A 17,942-nucleotide genomic window follows, 5' to 3' on the forward strand; every position below is an offset into this window, starting at 1 on the left:
GATCAGTACGCCGGCACCGCCGCGCGACCCCGAGCGACCACCTGGTTCTCCCGGGTCTGCTCGACCGACCGGCCGACCTCGCTCAGCGGCAGCACCGAGGCCGACTCCGCCACCCGTCGACCGCTCGCCTCGTGGGCCTCCTCGCGAAGGCTACGAGCCGCCGCGACCGCCAGTTCCGCCGCCCGCCACGCGGCCTGTTCCCGCTCGCGGGCAGCGGCGTGTCGAGCGGCCAGGTTGTCACGGATCGCCCGCTGCAACACCAGCTCCTGCTCCACCGGGTGCAGCCGCGGATCCCAGCCGGCACGGTGCGCGAACACGTCACTGAGCTGTTCCACCGACAGCTCCCGCCGCCAGTACGCGTCCAGCGCGGCCCGGTGCAGGTAGCGCTCGCGGTCCGCGTACTCGGCGGGGGTGCGGGCGGTGTGCGGCAGCGGCATCGCCGCCGCCGTGCCGAGACGCCGGACGGCCGCCTCGGCGGCCTCGCAGGCCTGCCAGGCGGCCTCGACCTCATCCTGCGCGGCCACCCACTCCGCCCGGCGGCGCTGGGCGGTGGTGGTGGCCCGCTCGGCGGCCACCGTGACCTCCTGCGCGTAGCGGCTCTGCTCGCGCTCCTGGTGAACCTGTTCGAGGTGGCTGGGCATGGCCGCACGGCGGATCCGGGCCCCCGGGTCGATGCGGAGTCGGCCGGGCCGCAGCAGCAGGGCGGCGACCGCGACCACGACGACCCCGAGCAGGCTCAGCCAGATGGCGGCGGCCCGGGGAACGTCGGGCAGAAGAGCGGAGAGGACGGTCTGCATGATCAGCACCTCGCGGTCGAATGGCGGGTATCCACGGATGGCAGGGAGGCGATCTCGACGACAGGGGCCGGATCGGGGCCGGATGGCCGGTCGGCCACGCCTCGGGGTCGGGTCACCGCTGTCCGGAGCCCGGCGGGTTGGTCACCGTTCGGTGCCGTCCGGCGGGTGTGGGGGGCCGGGAGGCCCCGACGGGTGACCTGGGCCGGGCCGCAGGAGCGGCCGCGGGCCGATGGTCGGCCGAGGTCAGTGGGTCGGCGGACCGCGTCGGGACGGGACACCTCGGCCGGGATCGACGGCCGGTGCGTGCTCGGGGCCCACGGTGACCGGAGCGGTCGCCGCACGGCGGTCGACCGTGCCGGTCGGCGGGGAGGTGACCGGGCGGCTCGCCTGCTCGACCGTGCCAGCGACGTCCGGTCGGAGGGTGTCCACCTGGCTGGTCACGGCGCTCGGCCGCGGCTGCGCCGGGGCGGGGGGTGCCGTCGCGGCGAGGGCGCCGCCGAGGCCGACCGCGAGCACCAGCGCGGTGACCGCCAGCCGGGTCAGCTCCCGCAGGGACCGCAGCACGGCCCACCGGGCGGGGCGGACGGACGCTGCGGACGACACCCGACCAACCTATCGCCCGCCCCGGCGTGGCGCAGCTCGATGAGAGCGCTTTGCGGCGTGACCACCACCACCGCGGCACTGTGGACGATCGCCGCCGGCACCCGAAAACGGCGGTGGCCCCGTCCAGGGGACGGGGCCACCGGAACGTGCTGCCGGGGTGTGTGCCTTACCTGTCGGTGCCGAGCACCGGGGGTGGGCCGGACTCACCCTCCCGCCACACCATCTCGTCCTCGGTCAGCCAGGTCAGCCGCTCGTCGGACTCGTCATCGTCGGAGTGGCCACGGCCGCCGAGCAGCCCGGGACGGGTCGCCGCGCGGCCGGAGCCCGGGCGGGCGTTCCCGGCCTCCGCGCGCCGGCCGTCCATGCTGCGCCCGATGCCGCTGCCGGAGCGGTTGTCGGCCGGGGCTGGCGCGCTGGCCGGCCGGGCCGACGTGGTGGGCGTGCTGCCCGAGCTGGCGAGTGACGAGGTGCGCAGCACCCCGCCGGCCGGAGCCCCGCCCTGCGCACCGAAGAGCAGACCCGGGCCGCCGGCACTGGCGGGCATGGTGGCGGGCCCGGACAGACCGGCCAAGCCGGCGGCACCGCCGGCCAGCAGGGCACCGCCGACCAGCGGATCCGCGCCGGCGAGGCTGGTGCCGCCGCCCACGGTGTCGTCCGAGACGATGAGCACGCCCGGCGTGGCGCCGGTGTCCTGGTCGGGCACCGAGTCGTCACCGACGCCGACCACCGGCGGCTCACCGGCCCGGTCGGGCGTTCCGATGGTCGCGTCACCGGTGTGCGCGGTGTGGCCACTGATGGTGGGCGCGGCGGTGGGCGGTGCGGTGTGCGGGCCGCCGCGCGGCGTCGTCCGGTCGTTGGTGGTCGTCTCCGGCGTGTCCGGCGGAGGCGGAGGCGGATCGACCACCCGGTCGTACGCGGACAGGTCGTAACCGGCGGCCAGCTCGGCCACCAGGGTCACCATCCGCTGGTGGGCCTTCTGCTGCTCTTCCTTGTCCTGCTGGTGACCGAGCATGCCGCCGATCACGGCGCCGGGCAGGCCGAAGGCGCTGCCGGAGAGGGCGCCGTTGATCATCTGGTCGTTGTCGTCGGTCTCTTCCGGGTTTTCCGCCTGCTTGTGCGCGGTGCGCAACTGGCCGGCCATCATCGTGAGCCCCTGCTTGACGCCGGCCATCCCCTCGCCGAGCGCGTCGGAGTGCACGACGATCAGCCCCAGCCGTCGCTGGAACTCGCGGCCCGCCGAACCCGTCCAGGTGTTGCCGAGCTTGTCCAGGTCACCGCTCAGCTCCCGGCCGAGGCCGTCCAGGATGCCCTTGAGCGAAGCCCACTGGGCGGCCACGCCCTCGATCTGCTCCGGCTTGCCGGCCATCACGGCGTCGTACAACTCCTGGTGGCTGTGGCCCTGGTAGCGCTGGGTGTACTCAGACACGCCCGTCCCCCTTTGGCTCCAACGCCTGCTGGACCCCGGTCAACGCGGCGGTGATGTCGGTGGCGTTGGCCCTGTTGCGCGCCTCCGCCGTCCGGTAGTTGGCCAGGATCGTGTTGGTGGCCTGCTGGGCCGCCAGCACGGCCTGTCGGAGCCGCTCGGCCTGCTCGACGTAGGACTGGTGGACCGTGTTGTAACGGCGCGCGTTGTCGGTGGCGTCGGTGAACGACCCCAACGCCGGCGGGGTGCACTGCATCTCGGTGTTGAGCTTGCGCAACACCGACTCGGCCTGGCTCAGCCGGGCCGACAGGTTCTTGTGGAAGTCCTCAAGGGATAGCAGGTCGACTTCCGTGCGCCCGGTCATGGCAACCCTCCCCGTCGATCTGGTTGACAACCGTCAGCGCATCCAGGTTAGTTCACCACCGCGATCGCGGGCGACCCGTGTGAGCCGTTCAGCCGTCGGTGCCTGTCGATACCGCCGGGACCGCACCGCCTGCTCCTCCGGCCGGGGGCGTGGCACCGGTCGTCGCGGTCGGGGCGGTCGCGGTCGGCGCGGCACCCTCCGGCGCGAAGAAGGCCGCCGCGTCCTCCGGGTCCAGAGTGGGCCCGGTCGGGATCAGCGCGAGCAGAGTCCCGGGCACCGCGAGGGGTGTGGCCCCGGCGTAGCCGAGCACGGCCAGCGTCTCGACCGACGCGAGCGGGTACCGGACGCCCTGCGGACCGATCAGATAGATCGTCGACCCGGCGGCGCCGGAACCGCTGGTCCCGGCCCCGGGCGCGGCCTGCGCGAGCACACCCTTCCCACCGGGCAGCAGCACCGCCTCGGCGGTACGCACCGCGTCCCGGGCGGTCTGGCGCACCGGCACCGGCCCCGGATCGGTCGCGGTCAGCTCCGCCGGTGCCCGGTCGAAGACCTCCAGGGTGGTGGTCGGCGGACCGCCACCGGTGCCCGCCCGGTACGTCGCGCACAGCGTGGTCTGCCCGGACCGGGCCGGGTACAGGCTCGGCAGCGTCTCCGGCAGCCCCTCCTCCTCCACCCGCTGGTCGACCAGCAGCTGCCCGGCCTGGTTCGGGGTGATGTCGGTAATCTGACCGCCACCGCTGATCATCAACAGGGCGGTGATCTCGGTGACCGAGACGAGCCCTTCGCGAGCCAGCACGTAGTACCGGCCGGCCGCCTGGAACACCTGGCCGATGGTGGCCGGCCGGTCGCCCACGATCAGCCCGCTCCGCTCACCGTCGCCGGACAGTGTCGGCCTGCGCAGTGCCGGCCCGGCCGGGACCGCGTTGAGCAGTTGCTGCCCGACCCGCAGCTGGGTGGCGTTGGGCATCTTCAGCGCCGCGATCGTCTGCTCGCCACCGAGCACCTGGAGCCGGTTGTCACCGGTGAGCAGGTACCGCTCACCGTCCACGGTGACCAGCACCGCCCGGTCGCCCAGCGGCGCCCCACCGGGCAACGCCCGGTCGATCACGACCCGGGTGGTGGAGCGCTGCGGATCGGCCGGGTCCGGCACGTCGCAGACCGACCAGGGCAGCCCGGTCAGCGACGTGCGGTCCGGCAACGCGTCCGGGGCGCCGACGATGCCGAGCGTACGACCGCGAGGGCGGTCCCGCAGCGACGCCTGGGACATCGTCCGCACCGTCGGGTCCGGCACGTTCAGGATGAGCCGCGCCGACGTGTAGTTGAGGGCCGGATACAGCTGCCCGCCCACGAACACGTACGTCGCGCCGGTCTCCCGTTCGATGACCAGCGTCTTGTCTTCCAACGGCGCGGTGTTACCGGTCAACTGACCGTAGGCGCCCACCCCGCCGAGCACGATCGCGGCGGCGATGACACTGCCGAAGACCGCCATGCCGAGCCGTCTCATCGGCAGGTTGGTGGTCTCCGGATCGCCCGACAGCAGTGCGGAGACGATGCGGCGGGTGACGAAGCGGTACGCCTGCACCTGATCGCGGCGGGTCCGCATGACTTACCTCCGGCGGGATGGATCCGCGACGATCTCCTCGGGGTGCCGTCGCGGGCTTCCCTACGATAAGGGGCCGACGGCGGGTCTTCGGGACCACCGCCCGTGGCCGGCACCGGACCGACCCGGCGCAGAGCCGTACCGTGCAGGAGGGACAGTCAGCCATGACGCAGGTTCAGGCGCGACCCGCCCGAGCAGCCACGAGCCCGTCCGACGTCCCGGCACGAGCGACGCCACCGGCCGACCGTCCCGGTCGCGGCCGGGTCGGCCCGGTGCTCGTGGGGCAGCTCGTTCTGCTGGAGCTGTGCGCGGTCGCGGTCTGGGCCTCGACCACCGGTCCGAGTTGGCTGCTCGCCGCGGTGGGCACCGTGGCGGCACTGGTCGTCCTGGCCGCGTTCGCCCGCCGGGCCGGCCGCTGGTGGTTTGAGGACCTGCTGCTGCGCCGTCGACTGCGGCGACGCCGCGAACGCGCGACGGCGGCGCTGGCCGACGGCAGCGCCGCGGACCCACGCCTCGCCGCGCTCGCCCCCGAGTTGAGCGTCATCGAGCTGACCGACCGGGGCACCCGGCTCGGGATCGGGCAGGACGACAACGGCTGGTTCGCGGCGATCGCGTTGCAGTCCGGCACCGGCACGGCGGTCGGCTCGGTCGAGGCGTCCACCGTGGACCGAGCGCTGGCGGTGCTCGCGGACTTCGCCGCGCCGGTGTCCGGCACCCAGGTCGTCGCACACACCCTGGTCTGGTATCCGGCGCCCGGCGCGGCGCCGGCGGCGCACCGGACGGTCTGGGTGGCGCTGCGGCTCACCGTGCGCGACGCCCGTGTGGAGGCGGTGAGCCGGGGAGGCGGACTGGCTGGCGTACACCGGACGTTGGCCGCCGGCATCGGCCGGCTCGGCAAGGCGCTGACCGCGGCCGGGCTGTCCCACCGTCCGCTGGGTCGCGACGAGCTGCGCTCGGCGGTGGTCTCGGCCGCCGGGCTGGACCTCGTGCCGGAGCCACCGACGGAGACCTGGCAGGGGCTGCGCGGCGGCGGCTGGACGCACCGCTGCATGGCCCTGCGCGGCCGTCCGGACGCACCGCTCGGTCCGCTCGTGGACGCGGTCACCGCCACCTCTGCGCCGTCGCACACGGTGGCCGTGTCGGTGTCCGCGGACGGGCGGATGGCGGCGCCGCTGCTGCGGGTCGCGGCCATGGACAACCACGTGGAGGCGCTGGTCAAGGTGGTCCGGGAGGTGGCCGGCCGGGCCGGTGCGTCGGCCCGGCCGGTGGACGGGCAGCACGGCCCCGGTGTGTACGCGAGCGCGCCGGTCGGATCGATGCTGGGCGTCTCCACCCGCCCGCCGGCGCGCTGACCGGCTGGTCCGTGCTTCGGCGGTCAGGGCCGCAGGTTGACGATCCAGCCGTACAGCCCGCAGACCCAGACGGCGAGCGGCACCAGCGAGATGATCAGCAGGATCTCGACGATGTCGAGCAGCCGGCCCCAGACCGGTGAGATGCGCTTGCCGGCGACGGTCAGCCCGTAGACCAGGCTGATCACGGCGGCCAGCAGCAGCCCACCGAGGACCAGGCCGAGCCGGACCGGCAGCGACCCGTCGGCGAAGGCCGCCGCGGCGGCGAGGCCCAGCCCCACCGTGCCGGCGAGCAGCACCGGGACGCGCTGCGCCCGGCCCAGCAGCGGACGGGCACGCAGCAGCGAGAGCAGCCCCAGCACCAGGCACAGCAGTACCGCCGGCAGCCGGCCGTCCAGGGCGAGCACCAGCTCCGCGCCGAGGACCAGCATCGACACGGTCCACAGCAGACCGGTCAGGAACTCGTCGGCGCGCTCACTCTGCTGGAGCACCTGCCGGCCGTCGACCGACTCGTTGTCGGTCTTCAGGTCCTCCGGGCCGGTCGGGATCGACGGCACCGGCAGTCGGGCCAGCCGGTAGGCCACCATCGGCAACGCCGGCACCGCGCCGAACGCGACCGCCGCGACCACCGCCGCCGCGGCCGCGGCGTCGATGCCAAAGGCCAGGCAGAGGAGTGCGCCCAGGCCGGTGGCCGCGCCCACGCCGATCGAGGCGAAGAACAGCGGGTACCGGTCACCGACCGCCAGCACCGCCACCGCCCCGCCGACCACCACGGCGGTCGCCGCGAGCAGGACGTGCGGGCTCGCCAGGTCGGTCAACGGCCGGTCGCCGGCCAGCAGCAGCAGACCCCCGGTGCCCGCGTGCACCAGGCCGACCATGGCCAGCACCGCGCCGGTCCGGCTGTCACCGGCGGCCCGGGACAGCACCGCCGCGCCGACCAGCAGCGCCACCGCCACCAGCAGAGCCGCCACCGCGCCGGGCAGGTGCGGTGGGCCGGCGAAGAGCGCGGCCAGCGCGCCGGCACCCAGCGCCGCCGCGGCGAACAGCACCGCGAAGGACCGGCTCGCGCCGACCTGCCAGGCACCGGGTCGCTGGTTGGTGGCGGTGGCCACCGCGTCCACCACGTCGTCGAAGACGATCTCCGGGGCCGCCGCCGAGCGGGGATTGAAGTAGAGCACCTCACCGTCGCGGACGCCGAGCTGCACCGCCGTACGCCCCCCGTCCAGCGGCGCACCGCCCAACCGGGACAGTGCCCAACCGCCGTGCCGCACCCCCTCGTCGGCGAGATCCTCTCCGGCGTAGCGCAGCAGGGTGGGGAGCAGGTCCGCCAACGGCACGTCCGACGGCAGGGCCAGATCCATTCGGGTACGCGGAGCCACGATGGTGATCCGGCTCAGACCACCGGTCGCCGTCTTCGTCGCCACAGTGGCCTCCAGGTGTCCGTCTACGATCGGCTGGCCGCGGTGCCGCGATGCGGGTCCACCGCGCCCACGGGAGATTACCTACGATGGCGTGCACGTACGATGCCCGCCCGCAGACTTCGGTCCGCGACGGCATGTCGTCAAGGCCGCTTCTGGGGAGGAGACAGCCGTGAGCACGGTGGTGTTCCGCCGGCTCCCGCGTCAGCCGGGGCCAGCCTTGCCGCGCGGTGAGGTGCTGCTGGAGTCCCCTCCGGAGCTGCCGGAGCCGACGCCCCGCGGGATGGGGCAGCTGCTCATGATCCTGCCGATGTTCTGCGGGGTCGGCGCGATGGCATTCCTCTACGCCGGCAAGGGCGGCGGCATGATGACGTACGTCGCCGGTGGTCTGTTCGGCGTCTCCATGCTCGGGATGGCGATCGGTTCGCTGGCCAACAACGGCGGCAAGGACAAGGCCGAGCTGAACGCCGACCGCCGCGACTACATGCGCTACCTGGCCCAGATGCGCAAGCGCACCCGGCGCGCGGCCGAGCAGCAGCGTGCGGCGATGGCGTGGCGGCATCCGGAGCCGGACGCGCTCTGGTCGATCGCCGCGTCCCGGCGGCTGTGGGAGCGGCGGATCACCGAGGACGACTTCGGCGAAACCCGGATCGCGCTCGGCCCGCAGCGACTGGCGGTGGAGATCGTTCCGCCGGAGACCAAGCCGGTCGAGGACCTGGAGCCGATGAGCGCGATCGCGCTGCGCCGGTTCGTCCGCGCCCACTCGAGCGTGCCCGACCTGCCGACCGCGCTGTCGGTGCGCGCGTTCAGCCGGGTGGTGCTACGTGGCGACCGGGAGCCGGTGCTCGACCTGGCCCGGGCCGCGCTGGGTCAGCTGGCGACCTTCCACGCCCCGGACGACCTGGTGATCGCGGTGGTGGCCGCACCGGACCGGCAGTCGGCCTGGAACTGGGTGAAGTGGCTGCCGCACGCGCACCACAGTGGACGTACCGACGCGGCGGGCGCGCGTCGACTGGTGTTCGCGAGCCTCGCCGAGGCGGAGGAGTCCCTCGCCGGTGAGCTGGCCGGGCGACCCCGCTTCGCGCCCGAGACCAAGCCGCTGACCACCGCGCCGCACCTGGTCGTGGTGATCGACGGCGGTGAGGTGTCGCCGACCGGCCAGCTGCTGGGCCCGGGTCTGCTGGGCGCCACGATGATCGACCTGTCCGGCACCGTCCCGCGCGACGCCGGCCGCTGGCTGCTGTGCCTCGACGTGGGCGACGGAAGCACCCTGGAGTTGGTCCGGGGCAGCTCGTCGTCGCCGCTGGGCCGCCCGGACCGGCTCACCGCCGAGGCCGCCGAGGGGCTGGCCCGGCAGATCGCCCCTTACCGGCTCTCCCAGCAGCAGACCAGCAACGAGGAGCCGCTGGCCCGCAGCATGGAGCTGCCCGACCTGCTCGGCGTGGGTGACGCCGCCACGGTCGACGTCCGGCAGACCTGGCGGCCACGCGGGCACCGGGACCGGCTGCGCATCCCGCTCGGCGTCGGCCCGGACGGCAACGTGGTCGAGCTGGATTTCAAGGAGTCCGCGCACGAGGGCATGGGCCCGCACGGTCTGGTGATCGGCGCGACCGGTTCCGGCAAGAGCGAGCTGCTCCGTACGGTGGTGGCCGCGCTGGCGGTCACCCACTCGTCGGAGGAACTGAACTTCGTCCTGGTGGACTTCAAGGGTGGCGCGACGTTCGCCTCGTTGGAGGCGCTGCCGCACACCAGCGCGGTGATCACCAACCTGGCCGACGAGCTGCCGCTGGTGGACCGCATGCGGGACGCGCTCGCCGGCGAGATGGTGCGCCGGCAGGAGCTGCTGCGGGCCGCCGGCAACTACGTCTCCCGCTTCGAGTACGAGAAGGCCCGCTCGGCCGGCGAACCGCTGGCGCCGATGCCCAGCCTCCTGATCATCTGTGACGAGTTCAGCGAGCTGCTCGCCGCCAAACCCGACTTCATCGACCTCTTCGTCATGATCGGCCGGCTGGGCCGTTCGCTCGGCGTGCACCTGCTGCTGGCCAGCCAGCGCCTCGAAGAGGGCAAGCTGCGCGGCCTGGACACCCACCTGTCGTACCGGATCGGTCTGCGGACCTTCTCGGCGGTGGAGAGCCGGATCGTGCTCGGCGTGCCGGACGCGTACGAGCTGCCGAACGCGCCCGGGCACGGCTACCTGAAGACGGACACCAGCACGATGCTGCGGTTCCGGGCCGCGTACGTGTCGGGGGCGTACCGGGCGCCGGGGCAGCAGGCGTCGGCGTCGCAGGCGCTGGTGCAACGCCGCATCGTGCCGTACGGGCTCGACTTCATTCCGGCGCAGGCCCCGCAGATGCCGGTGGACACCGCACCGGAGCCGGAGCAGCCGGCGGACGGCAAGGCCGTGGCGATGCTCGACGTGTTGATCGACCAGCTCAAGGGCCGTGGCCGTCCGGCGCACCAGGTCTGGTTGCCGCCGCTGGCCGACCCGCCGGGCCTGGGTGAACTGCTCGGCCAGCTGGCCGTGGACCCGACGTACGGCCTGTGCACCGCGTCGTGGCCGGGCCGGGGCCGCCTCACCGTGCCGGTCGGCGTGGTCGACCGCCCGTACGAGCAGCGCCGTGACCCGATGATGGTCGAGCTGGCCGGCGCGGGCGGCAACGTGGTCATCGTGGGCCGTTCGATGAGCGGCAAGAGCACCATGCTCCGTACGCTGCTGGCGTCGCTGGCGCTCACCCACACGCCGCGTGAGGTGCAGTTCTTCTGCCTGAACTTCGGCGGTGGCGCGTTGCGCAGCCTGGAGCGGCTGCCGCACATGGCCGGGGTGGCCGGCCGGCGGGACGTCGAGGCGGTGCGCCGCACGGTGGCCGAGGTTGTCGCGGTGCTGGACGACCGGGAGGCGCGCTTCGCCCAGCACGGCATCGACTCGGTGGCCAGCTACCGCCGTCGGCGGGCCGCCGGCGAGTTCGCCGACGACCCGTTCGGTGACGTGTTCCTGGTGGTGGACGGCTGGAACACGCTGCGCCAGGAGTACGAGGAGCTGGAGCAGACCATCACGACGCTCGCCAACCGGGGTCTCGGTTTCGGCGTGCACGTGGTGCTCACGGCGGTGCGCTGGGCGGAGATCCGGATCAACATGCGGGATCTGCTCGGCACCAAGCTTGAGCTGCGGCTGGGTGACGCGTCCGAGTCGGAGATCGACCGCCGCTCGGCGATGAACGTGCCGGAGAAGGCACCCGGCCGTGGTCTGACCCGGGACAAGCTGCACTTCCTCACCGCCATCTCCCGGATCGACGGCCGCCGCGACATCGAGGACCTGACCGAGGCGTCGATCGCCCTGGCCGGGCACGTGGCGACGAACTGGCCGGGTCGTCCGGCGCCGAAGGTGCGGCTGCTGCCGCGTCGACTTCCGGTGGCCGAGCTGGCCCGGATCATCGACCGGTCGGTGCCCGGCCTGCCGATCGGCGTCAACGAGTCGGCGCTCGCGCCGGTCTACCTGGACCTGGTCAACGAGCCGCATCTGACGGTCTTCGGCGACGCCGAGTGCGGCAAGACGAACCTGCTGCGGTTGATCGCCCGAGGCATCACCGAGCGGTACACGCCGGCGCAGGCCCGGCTGGTGATCGCCGACTACCGGCGCGGCCTGCTGGGTGCGGTGGAGGGCGACCACCTGCTGGACTACGCACCGTCCAACCAGGCGTTCGCCCAGGGGCTCGGCTCGATCCGCAGCGCGTTGTCCAACCGGCTGCCCGGCCCGGACGTGACCACGGCCCAGCTGCGCGACCGCAGTTGGTGGAAGGGTCCGGACCTGTACATCCTGGTGGACGACTACGACCTGGTGGCCTCCGGCGGCAGCAACCCACTCAGCGCCCTGCTGGAGTTGCTGCCGCAGGCTCGGGACATCGGCCTGCACCTGGTCGTCACGCGGCGGGTCGGTGGCGTGTCCCGGGCGCTCTACGAACCGGTGCTGCAACGGCTACGGGAACTGGACTCGCCGGGCCTGCTGATGTCCGGCAACCGGGAGGAGGGTGCCGTCTTCGGCACGTTGCGGCCGAGCCCGCAGCCGCCGGGTCGGGGCACCCTCGTGCGTCGCCGCGACGGCCAGCAACTGATCCAGACCGCCTGGTCCGAGCCGTCCTGACGGGGTCGACGTGCACGGGCGCCGATCGTTGGGTCGCATTCCCGATTCACCACTATCCATCGAACGTGGCCGGTCAGGGCTGCGCCGGCTGGACCGGGTCGGCTACGGTCTTCACTGGAGTGTCCGTCGGTGGGGTGTCGCTGCCTTGCCGCGGGGGAGGGGTGCGGCGAAGCCGCCACCACAACATGACGGAAGGGTGTGAAGCATGGCGTTCGAGGTCGAAGCTGCGACTCTGCATACCGCCGCGAGTGACGTGCGGTCCACGCGCAGCGAGGTCGACGGCGAGCTGAAGAAGCTGTGGAACGTGGTCGACGACCTGGCCATGGCGTGGAAGGGTCAGGCGTCCACGGGCTTCCAGTCGTTGATGTCGCGCTGGAACGAGGACACCGTCAAGCTGCTGACGGCGATGGACAGCATCGCCGACCTGCTCGACAAGTCGGGTACGACGCACCAGGTCAACGACGAAGAGCAGCAGCAGATGCTGGACAAGTTCCACTCTGCTCTCAACCCGTGATCCGCAGTCAGCAGAGGAGGAAGTCGTGACGATCAAGGTTGACTACGCGGTCCTCGAGAGCAGCAACCAGCAGATGCAGGCCATCTCGAAGACCATCGACGAGAAGCTCGACACGCTGCGGTCGATGCTGTCCAAGCTGCACTGGGACGGCGAGGACCGGGTCGCCTACGAGCAGCACCAGGCGAAGTGGGACACGGCCGTCCGGGACATCAACCGGATTCTCAACGAGATCGGTGGTGCCGTCGGCATCGCCCGGGAAAACTACGTCTCCACCGAGATGAGCAACTCCAAGGTGTGGAGCTGAGGCAATCGCCGCTGCGGCTCCGGTCCGGGTTCGACCTGGGTCGGGGCCGCAGTGCGTTGTCCAGCCCGCGGCGGCCCAGGAGCCAGCTCAGTCGGTGACGGGTGTGTCCGTACGCCGGCCCGGGCGCCAGCCGCGCCGCTGGCCTCGGGCCAGCACCGGTCGCGCGACCAGCAGCAGCACGACGAGCAGAGCGCCGATCGCCGCGGCCCAGAGCGCGGCGGTGCGTTGCCAGCTCAGCGGGTCGGTCTCCGGGGTGGGTGCCGGCAGTGCCCCGGCGGGTGGGTCCGTGCGGGTGCCGAGCACACTCGACACCGCCCGGTACGGGCTGACCACGCCGTAGCCGATGTCCGCGTTGTGCCCGTCGGGCGGGTTGTCGGCGGTCCGTTCCAGCCGGTCGGCGACCTGCTGTGGGTCGAGGTCGGGGTAGGCGGCCCGGACCAGCGCGGCCGTCCCCGACACGTACGCGGCGGCGTAGCTGGTGCCGCCGTTGGGCTCGGCGCGGTAGCCGGACCCTCCGGGGGCCGGTCCGACGATGTTCAACCCCGGCGCGGCGATGTCCACGTAGGAGCCGCTGACCGACGTGCCGACGTGGCCACCCTGCTCGTCCACGCCGCCGACGGCGATCACGCCGGGATAGGCGGCCGGGTAGCCCGGCCGGTCCTGCTGGTTCTCCTGCCGGTTGCCGGCGGCGGCGACCAGGATCACCCGCTTGGTCAGCGCCCGTTCGACGGCCTGCGCCAGCTCGGGGCGGGGCAGTGTCGTCAGCGACATGTTGATCACGTCTGCGCCCTGGTCGACGGCCCAGTCGATGGCGGCGGCGACCTGCCCGGGCAGCGCCTCGTCGTTGGTGCTCTTGAGATCGGGCAGGACCCGGATCGGCAGGATGCGCGCGGCCGGGGCGATGCCGCTGAACGGGACGCCGGTGCCTTCCTTCCCGGCGATGATGCCGGCGATCATCGTGCCGTGCCCGACCAGGTCGCACTGCCCCTGGTTGGCCGGGAGGTCGTTGAAGTCGCGACCGTCGAGCACCTGGCCCTTGAGCACCGGGTGGATGGCGGAAACCCCGGAATCGATGACGGCGACCGTCACGCCGGCGCCACGGGACAACGGCCAGGCCGAGGACGGCTCCAGTCGGCGCAGCCCCCACGGCATCTCGGTCAGGCCCGACTCGCCGGCAGGGCCACAGGTGGGCGGTGCCGCGACCGCCGGGGCGGGTGCCACCAGGGCGGTGCCGAGCAGGGTCGCCAACGCTCCACTGAGGACGCGTCGGGTGGCCCGCCGGGCACGGCGGGGCGGCTCGGTCGCGCTCATCGGCAGGCTTTCGCGCACCCGCAGAGATTACCGCTGTGGTGCGCCGGGCAGCGGCCCGGCGGTCGCGGTCAGGAGGGGCGGGTGGTGTCCACGGGAGGTGCCTCGGTGAAGAGCGCGAGCAGGTCGCCGACCTGCCGGTCGGCCTCGGCGGGGTGCCGGAACCGGCCGGACGGGTTGAGGGTGTACTCGTTGCGCCGCCCGACCCGGGTGCGCCGCAGGTACCCCTCCGCCTCCAGGTCCGCGACGATCGCCTGCGCGGCCCGTTCGGTCACGCCGACCTCCGCCGCGACGTCGCGCAGCCGTGCGGTGGGGTCGCGGGCGATGGCCAGCAGAACGTGCCCGTGGTTGGTGAGGAACGTCCAGTTCCGCCCGCCGCCGGTGTCGCCCGTCACAGTCCGTGCCATGGTTGGACCACCTCTCCAGGTGCCAAGCCTGCCTCAAGGGCTTCCCCGCCCCACTCTCGGGGGGTGTCCGACGACTGACCGCCGGGTCAATGCATGAAATCTAAATCACGCATATCTTGACGCCTCTTCCGGTGCGTGTGACGGTGTAGCCCCGAGCCGGCGCTCACCGCAGGCCCGCCTGAAGAGCCCGGTTGACCAGGTCATACGCATGGACGAGGAGCGGGGATGAGTCTTCCCGGAGCATCCGGCGGGCAGCCGGGTTCGCAGCGCGGCGCAGACGAGTCGTCGACGAACACCGAACCGGCCCGGGCGTACGCCGAGCTGGTCGCCGGCAACCGGCGTTTCGTCAGCGGCTCCCCGCGCCACCCCAACCAGGACGCCGGGCACCGGGCCGCGGTGGCCGACGGACAGCACCCGTTCGCGGTGATCGTCGGCTGCTCCGACTCACGGTTGGCCGCCGAGATCATCTTCGACCGGGGGCTGGGGGACCTGTTCGTGGTCCGCACGGCCGGGCACACGACCGGCCCGGAGGTGCTGGGCAGCGTCGAGTACGCCGTGACCGTGCTCGGCACCCCGCTGGTGGTCGTGCTGGGCCACGACTCGTGCGGCGCGGTCCAGGCGGCCCGGGAGGTCACCGCCACCGGCGTCGCACCGGCGGGGCACCTGGGCGCGGTGGTCGACGCCGTCCTGCCCAGCCTCCGTCGGGCCGCCGCCGAGGGGGTCGACGACATCGACGGCATCGTCGACATTCACATCGCGCAGACCGTCGAGACGTTGCTCGGGCAGTCGTCCGTGCTGGCCGACGAGGTGGCGCGGGGACGGTGCGCGGTGGTGGGCGTGTCGTACCGGCTGGCCGCCGGAGTGGTGCGCCCGGTCGCCGCCGTCCCGGCCGGCGTGGCGACGCTCGACGTGCCCGACGGGTCTGCGGCGGCAGCCGCCTGACGCGACGAGGGCCGCCCCGCGTGACGCGGGACGGCCCTCGACAGCGAGAGGTGCGGGTCAGAGCATCGACATGTGGACGTGGTCGGTGTGGTCCGAGTCCCCGCTGTACGACTTCCAGCCGGTTGCCGGGAACCAGATCTGCCGGTTCCAGATCACGTAGTAGATGCCGAGGCGGTCGGCGTTACGGATGAGGAATGCGGCGACGTTGTTGCCGTACATGCGGGTGTCGTCGTTGTGCCACGGGCTGAAGCCGCTCTGCTGCAACGACCAGTCGCAGGCGCGGCCCTTCGGGTGCTCCCACGGCCCGCCGGGGCGGTAGCAGCCGACGAACCGGTTGAAGCCGGCCTTCTTGACCTCCTTGTACGCGTGCAGCGTGCGCGGCGTGATGCAGCCGGAGGTGGTGGGGTCGTTCTCGCTGCAGGACTCGGACTTCCACTCACCGTCGACGGTCCGGCCGGGGCCGATCGCGGCGACCCGTGAGGTGGCGTCCACCAGACCGCCGGTGAAGCCCTGGCCGCCGACCAGGGCAAGCGCCTTGTCCGCGTCGCGCTTCTCCTTGGCCATCAGGGCGGCCTGCTTCTGCTGCTCGCGGACCTCCGCGTCGAGGGCCAGCTTGGCCTGCTCGGCGCGAAACTTCACCGCGTTGACCTCGGCGAGCTTCTTCTCGTTGACCATGTTCATCTCGTCGAGCGTGGCGACGCGCCGGACGAACGAGTCGGGGGCGTCGCTCTCCAGCAGCATCGCGATCGCGCCGATCCGACCGGTCCGGTACGACTGGGCGGCGATCTGACCGACCTGCGGGGCCAGGGCCTCCAGGTCGGCCTTCGCGCGGTCCACCTCGTGCGAGAGTTCGAGCTGTCGCTTCTTGGACTTGTCCAGCTTGGACTTGGCGGCGACGTAGTCCCGGTTGGTCTTCTCGATGACGTCGGTGAGCAGCTTGGGCTCGCCGTCCTCCTCGTGCCCGGACGGCGTGGGAGTCGTCGGGGCGGCGTGCGCGGGGAGGGGCCCGGCGAGCACGGTCAGTGCGGCGATCACGGCCACCACCGGTGTCAACCAGCGGCGTAGGGGTGCCGTCACAATGTTCCCTTCCGTCGACCGCCGACCGGGTTAGCTGACGGGTTCGGGGCGGAAGTGGCCCCTACCGCTGTCGCGGATTCACCCCACGTACCTGGGTTCCCGGCTCGCCGGTTGGCGATTGGGCGGTGGTACCGCAGGCGCCGATTCGCGCCTTCGGCGGTGACCGGCAGCGAGGTTACCCGAGAGTCGACCGCCTGAGCTACGTCCCGATGCCGACTAAAAGCGTCATTTCGCCATGGCGTTGAGTGACCAGTGATGCGATTCTCAGGCCGGATGCCCGATCTGGTCACGCTGAGGAGTGTCACCATGCCGTATCCGTGCTCCTGTTCGGCTCTGGCCACCGGTCGGTGGCGGTGGGCGGGGGTGTGGGCCCCGTCGGGTCCGGTCCGTCCGGTGGACCCGTGCGGGGGGAGCTCAGGGCGGCCAGCGCTTCCGCCCGGTCCGGCCGGGGCCGCCCGGCGGGGGCGTCGTCGGCCGGCGCGGCAGCCGACCGGCCGGCGGCGGTCACCACCGCGGCGAGCCCGGTGGTCAGCGGTACGGCGGCGATCAGGCCGAGGGTGGCGACCGCGCTGCGGACGATCTCCTGCGCGAGGAACTCGCTGGTGAGGATCTGGCCGAGGGGGCGCGTGTCGGCGGTGAGCAGGAGCAGCAGGGGCAGCGAGGCGCCCGCGTACGCCAGCACGATGGTGTTGACCGTGGAGGCGATGTGGGCCCGGCCGACCCGGGTGGCCGCCCGGTAGAGCTGCAACCGGGTCAGGCCGGGGTTGGCGTTCGCCAGCTCGGTGACGGTGGCCGCCTGGGTGACCGTCACGTCGTCGAGCACCCCGAGCGAACCGATGATGATCCCGGCGAGGAGCAGGCCGTGCAGGTCCACGTCGGCCTGGAACATCGACAGCGTGGTGGCGTCCTCGCTGCCGAAGCCGGTCAGGTGGGTGGCGGCGGTGGCGATGGTGGCCAGCACGCCGGTGAGCACCAGGCTGCCCAGGGTGCCGAGCACGGCGACCGAGGTCTGCGCGGTCACCCCGTGCGTCAGGTAGAGCACCACGAACATGATCAGCGCGGCGCCGACGACCGCCACGAGCAGCGGTGACCGACCGGCCGCGATGCCCGGCAGCACGAAGGTGAGCAGGATGGCGAAGCTCGCGGCCAGCCCGGCGAGCGCGGCCAGGCCGCGCCACCGGCCGAACGCCACGATCGCGGCGGCGAAGACCACCGCGAGCCACACCAGCGGCGTGCCGCGCTGGTGTTCGGCGATGTTCCAGCTGCTGGCGCTGGAATCGGCCGGGTCGTTCAGCTCGACCAGGATGACCTCGTCGCCGACGTCGACCCGGGGCGCCCCCGGGCCGTCCGGTACCGGAGTCTGGACCTGCTGCCCGGCACTCGGCCCGTTCTGCACCCGGACGTCCACGGTGCCGCACGGCCCGTCGCCGGCGTCCGGTGTGCCCTCCGGGGTCTGCGGCGTGGGCGGGCACGGCTCGGTCACCACACGGGTCACGGTGCCCTGGTAGCGCGGGACGTCCGCGCCGCCGCCGGTCTCCGGCGTGCCGTCGCGGGGCCAGAGCACCAGCGCCGCGACCACCGTGGCGACGAACAGGGGTACCACCGTCGCGACGAGGATCCGTCGTACCCGGGGCGGGGCGGACGGAGCGGAACGGGTGTGGTCGGAACCCAATGCGAGACTCCCAACGAATCCGGTGC

At 73.0% G+C, this 17,942-nt stretch carries 15 protein-coding genes and 1 riboswitch; of the genes, 5 read left to right on the top strand and 10 right to left on the bottom strand.

All coding sequences use genetic code 11. The features are described from left to right. Nucleotides 1–2: 2 nt before the first annotated feature. The 5 genes from AB0H52_RS10560 to eccB form a co-directional block, all read right to left on the bottom strand. Nucleotides 3–797, bottom strand: coding sequence for a hypothetical protein (locus AB0H52_RS10560; protein WP_151487999.1), 795 nt, complete (start codon nucleotides 795–797; stop codon nucleotides 3–5). Between the two features lie 243 nt (nucleotides 798–1,040). After that, a complete protein-coding gene (locus AB0H52_RS10565) occupies nucleotides 1,041–1,400 on the bottom strand; it encodes a hypothetical protein (RefSeq protein WP_151488000.1) in 360 nt (119 codons plus the stop codon). Between the two features lie 166 nt (nucleotides 1,401–1,566). Beyond that, nucleotides 1,567–2,826 carry a WXG100 family type VII secretion target gene (locus AB0H52_RS10570; protein WP_151488001.1) on the bottom strand — a complete coding sequence of 420 codons (1,260 nt, stop codon included), beginning with the start codon at nucleotides 2,824–2,826 and terminating at the stop codon, nucleotides 1,567–1,569. Continuing rightward, entirely contained in the window at nucleotides 2,819–3,187 is a 369-nt protein-coding gene (locus AB0H52_RS10575; protein WP_151488002.1) for a hypothetical protein, read from the bottom strand. Before AB0H52_RS10575 ends, AB0H52_RS10570 begins: the two co-directional genes overlap by 8 nt. Before the next feature lie 88 nt (nucleotides 3,188–3,275). Beyond that, nucleotides 3,276–4,790 carry a type VII secretion protein EccB gene (gene eccB / locus AB0H52_RS10580; RefSeq protein ID WP_151488003.1) on the bottom strand — a complete coding sequence of 505 codons (1,515 nt, stop codon included), beginning with the start codon at nucleotides 4,788–4,790 and terminating at the stop codon, nucleotides 3,276–3,278. A 161-nt stretch (nucleotides 4,791–4,951) separates the two neighbouring features. On the opposite strand from eccB, the gene AB0H52_RS10585 reads away from it, so the two are divergent. Next, complete coding sequence (locus AB0H52_RS10585) at nucleotides 4,952–6,139, top strand: type VII secretion protein EccE (RefSeq protein WP_151488004.1); 1,188 nt, start codon at nucleotides 4,952–4,954, stop codon at nucleotides 6,137–6,139. Nucleotides 6,140–6,162: 23 nt separating this feature from the next. On the opposite strand, the gene eccD is transcribed toward AB0H52_RS10585, so the two are convergent. Next, a complete protein-coding gene (eccD, locus tag AB0H52_RS10590) occupies nucleotides 6,163–7,560 on the bottom strand; it encodes a type VII secretion integral membrane protein EccD (protein WP_151488005.1) in 1,398 nt (465 codons plus the stop codon). A 166-nt stretch (nucleotides 7,561–7,726) separates the two neighbouring features. On the opposite strand from eccD, the gene eccCa reads away from it, so the two are divergent. The 3 genes from eccCa to AB0H52_RS10605 all read left to right on the top strand — a co-directional run bounded on the left by eccCa (nucleotide 7,727) and on the right by AB0H52_RS10605 (nucleotide 12,510). Then, nucleotides 7,727–11,692: a type VII secretion protein EccCa gene (eccCa, locus tag AB0H52_RS10595; protein WP_357946545.1), complete on the top strand. Its 3,966-nt coding sequence runs from the start codon at nucleotides 7,727–7,729 to the stop codon at nucleotides 11,690–11,692. Nucleotides 11,693–11,897: 205 nt separating this feature from the next. Then, nucleotides 11,898–12,206 (top strand): WXG100 family type VII secretion target, encoded by a 309-nt coding sequence (locus AB0H52_RS10600; RefSeq protein ID WP_151488007.1) that lies wholly within the window; start codon nucleotides 11,898–11,900, stop codon nucleotides 12,204–12,206. A gap of 25 nt (nucleotides 12,207–12,231) precedes the next feature. Then, a complete protein-coding gene (locus AB0H52_RS10605; protein WP_139583997.1) occupies nucleotides 12,232–12,510 on the top strand; it encodes a WXG100 family type VII secretion target in 279 nt (92 codons plus the stop codon). A gap of 87 nt (nucleotides 12,511–12,597) precedes the next feature. Here AB0H52_RS10605 and mycP read toward each other — a convergent pair whose 3' ends face one another. Both mycP and AB0H52_RS10615 read right to left on the bottom strand, forming a co-directional pair. After that, nucleotides 12,598–13,839 carry a type VII secretion-associated serine protease mycosin gene (gene mycP / locus AB0H52_RS10610; RefSeq protein WP_357946548.1) on the bottom strand — a complete coding sequence of 414 codons (1,242 nt, stop codon included), beginning with the start codon at nucleotides 13,837–13,839 and terminating at the stop codon, nucleotides 12,598–12,600. A gap of 50 nt (nucleotides 13,840–13,889) precedes the next feature. After that, nucleotides 13,890–14,225: a MarR family winged helix-turn-helix transcriptional regulator gene (locus AB0H52_RS10615; protein ID WP_151488008.1), complete on the bottom strand. Its 336-nt coding sequence runs from the start codon at nucleotides 14,223–14,225 to the stop codon at nucleotides 13,890–13,892. 225 nt (nucleotides 14,226–14,450) lie between these two features. On the opposite strand from AB0H52_RS10615, the gene AB0H52_RS10620 reads away from it, so the two are divergent. Then, nucleotides 14,451–15,167 (top strand): carbonic anhydrase, encoded by a 717-nt coding sequence (locus AB0H52_RS10620; RefSeq protein WP_151488009.1) that lies wholly within the window; start codon nucleotides 14,451–14,453, stop codon nucleotides 15,165–15,167. Nucleotides 15,168–15,224: 57 nt separating this feature from the next. Here AB0H52_RS10620 and AB0H52_RS10625 read toward each other — a convergent pair whose 3' ends face one another. Next, nucleotides 15,225–16,244 carry a hypothetical protein gene (locus AB0H52_RS10625; protein ID WP_151488010.1) on the bottom strand — a complete coding sequence of 340 codons (1,020 nt, stop codon included), beginning with the start codon at nucleotides 16,242–16,244 and terminating at the stop codon, nucleotides 15,225–15,227. Between the two features lie 4 nt (nucleotides 16,245–16,248). Beyond that, nucleotides 16,249–16,379: riboswitch (cyclic di-AMP (ydaO/yuaA leader) on the bottom strand. A gap of 166 nt (nucleotides 16,380–16,545) precedes the next feature. After that, entirely contained in the window at nucleotides 16,546–17,916 is a 1,371-nt protein-coding gene (locus AB0H52_RS10630) for a YibE/F family protein (RefSeq protein WP_357946553.1), read from the bottom strand. Nucleotides 17,917–17,942 lie beyond the last annotated feature (26 nt).

The organism is Micromonospora sp. NPDC050695, from assembly GCF_040654415.1.
Lineage (GTDB): Bacteria > Actinomycetota > Actinomycetes > Mycobacteriales > Micromonosporaceae > Micromonospora.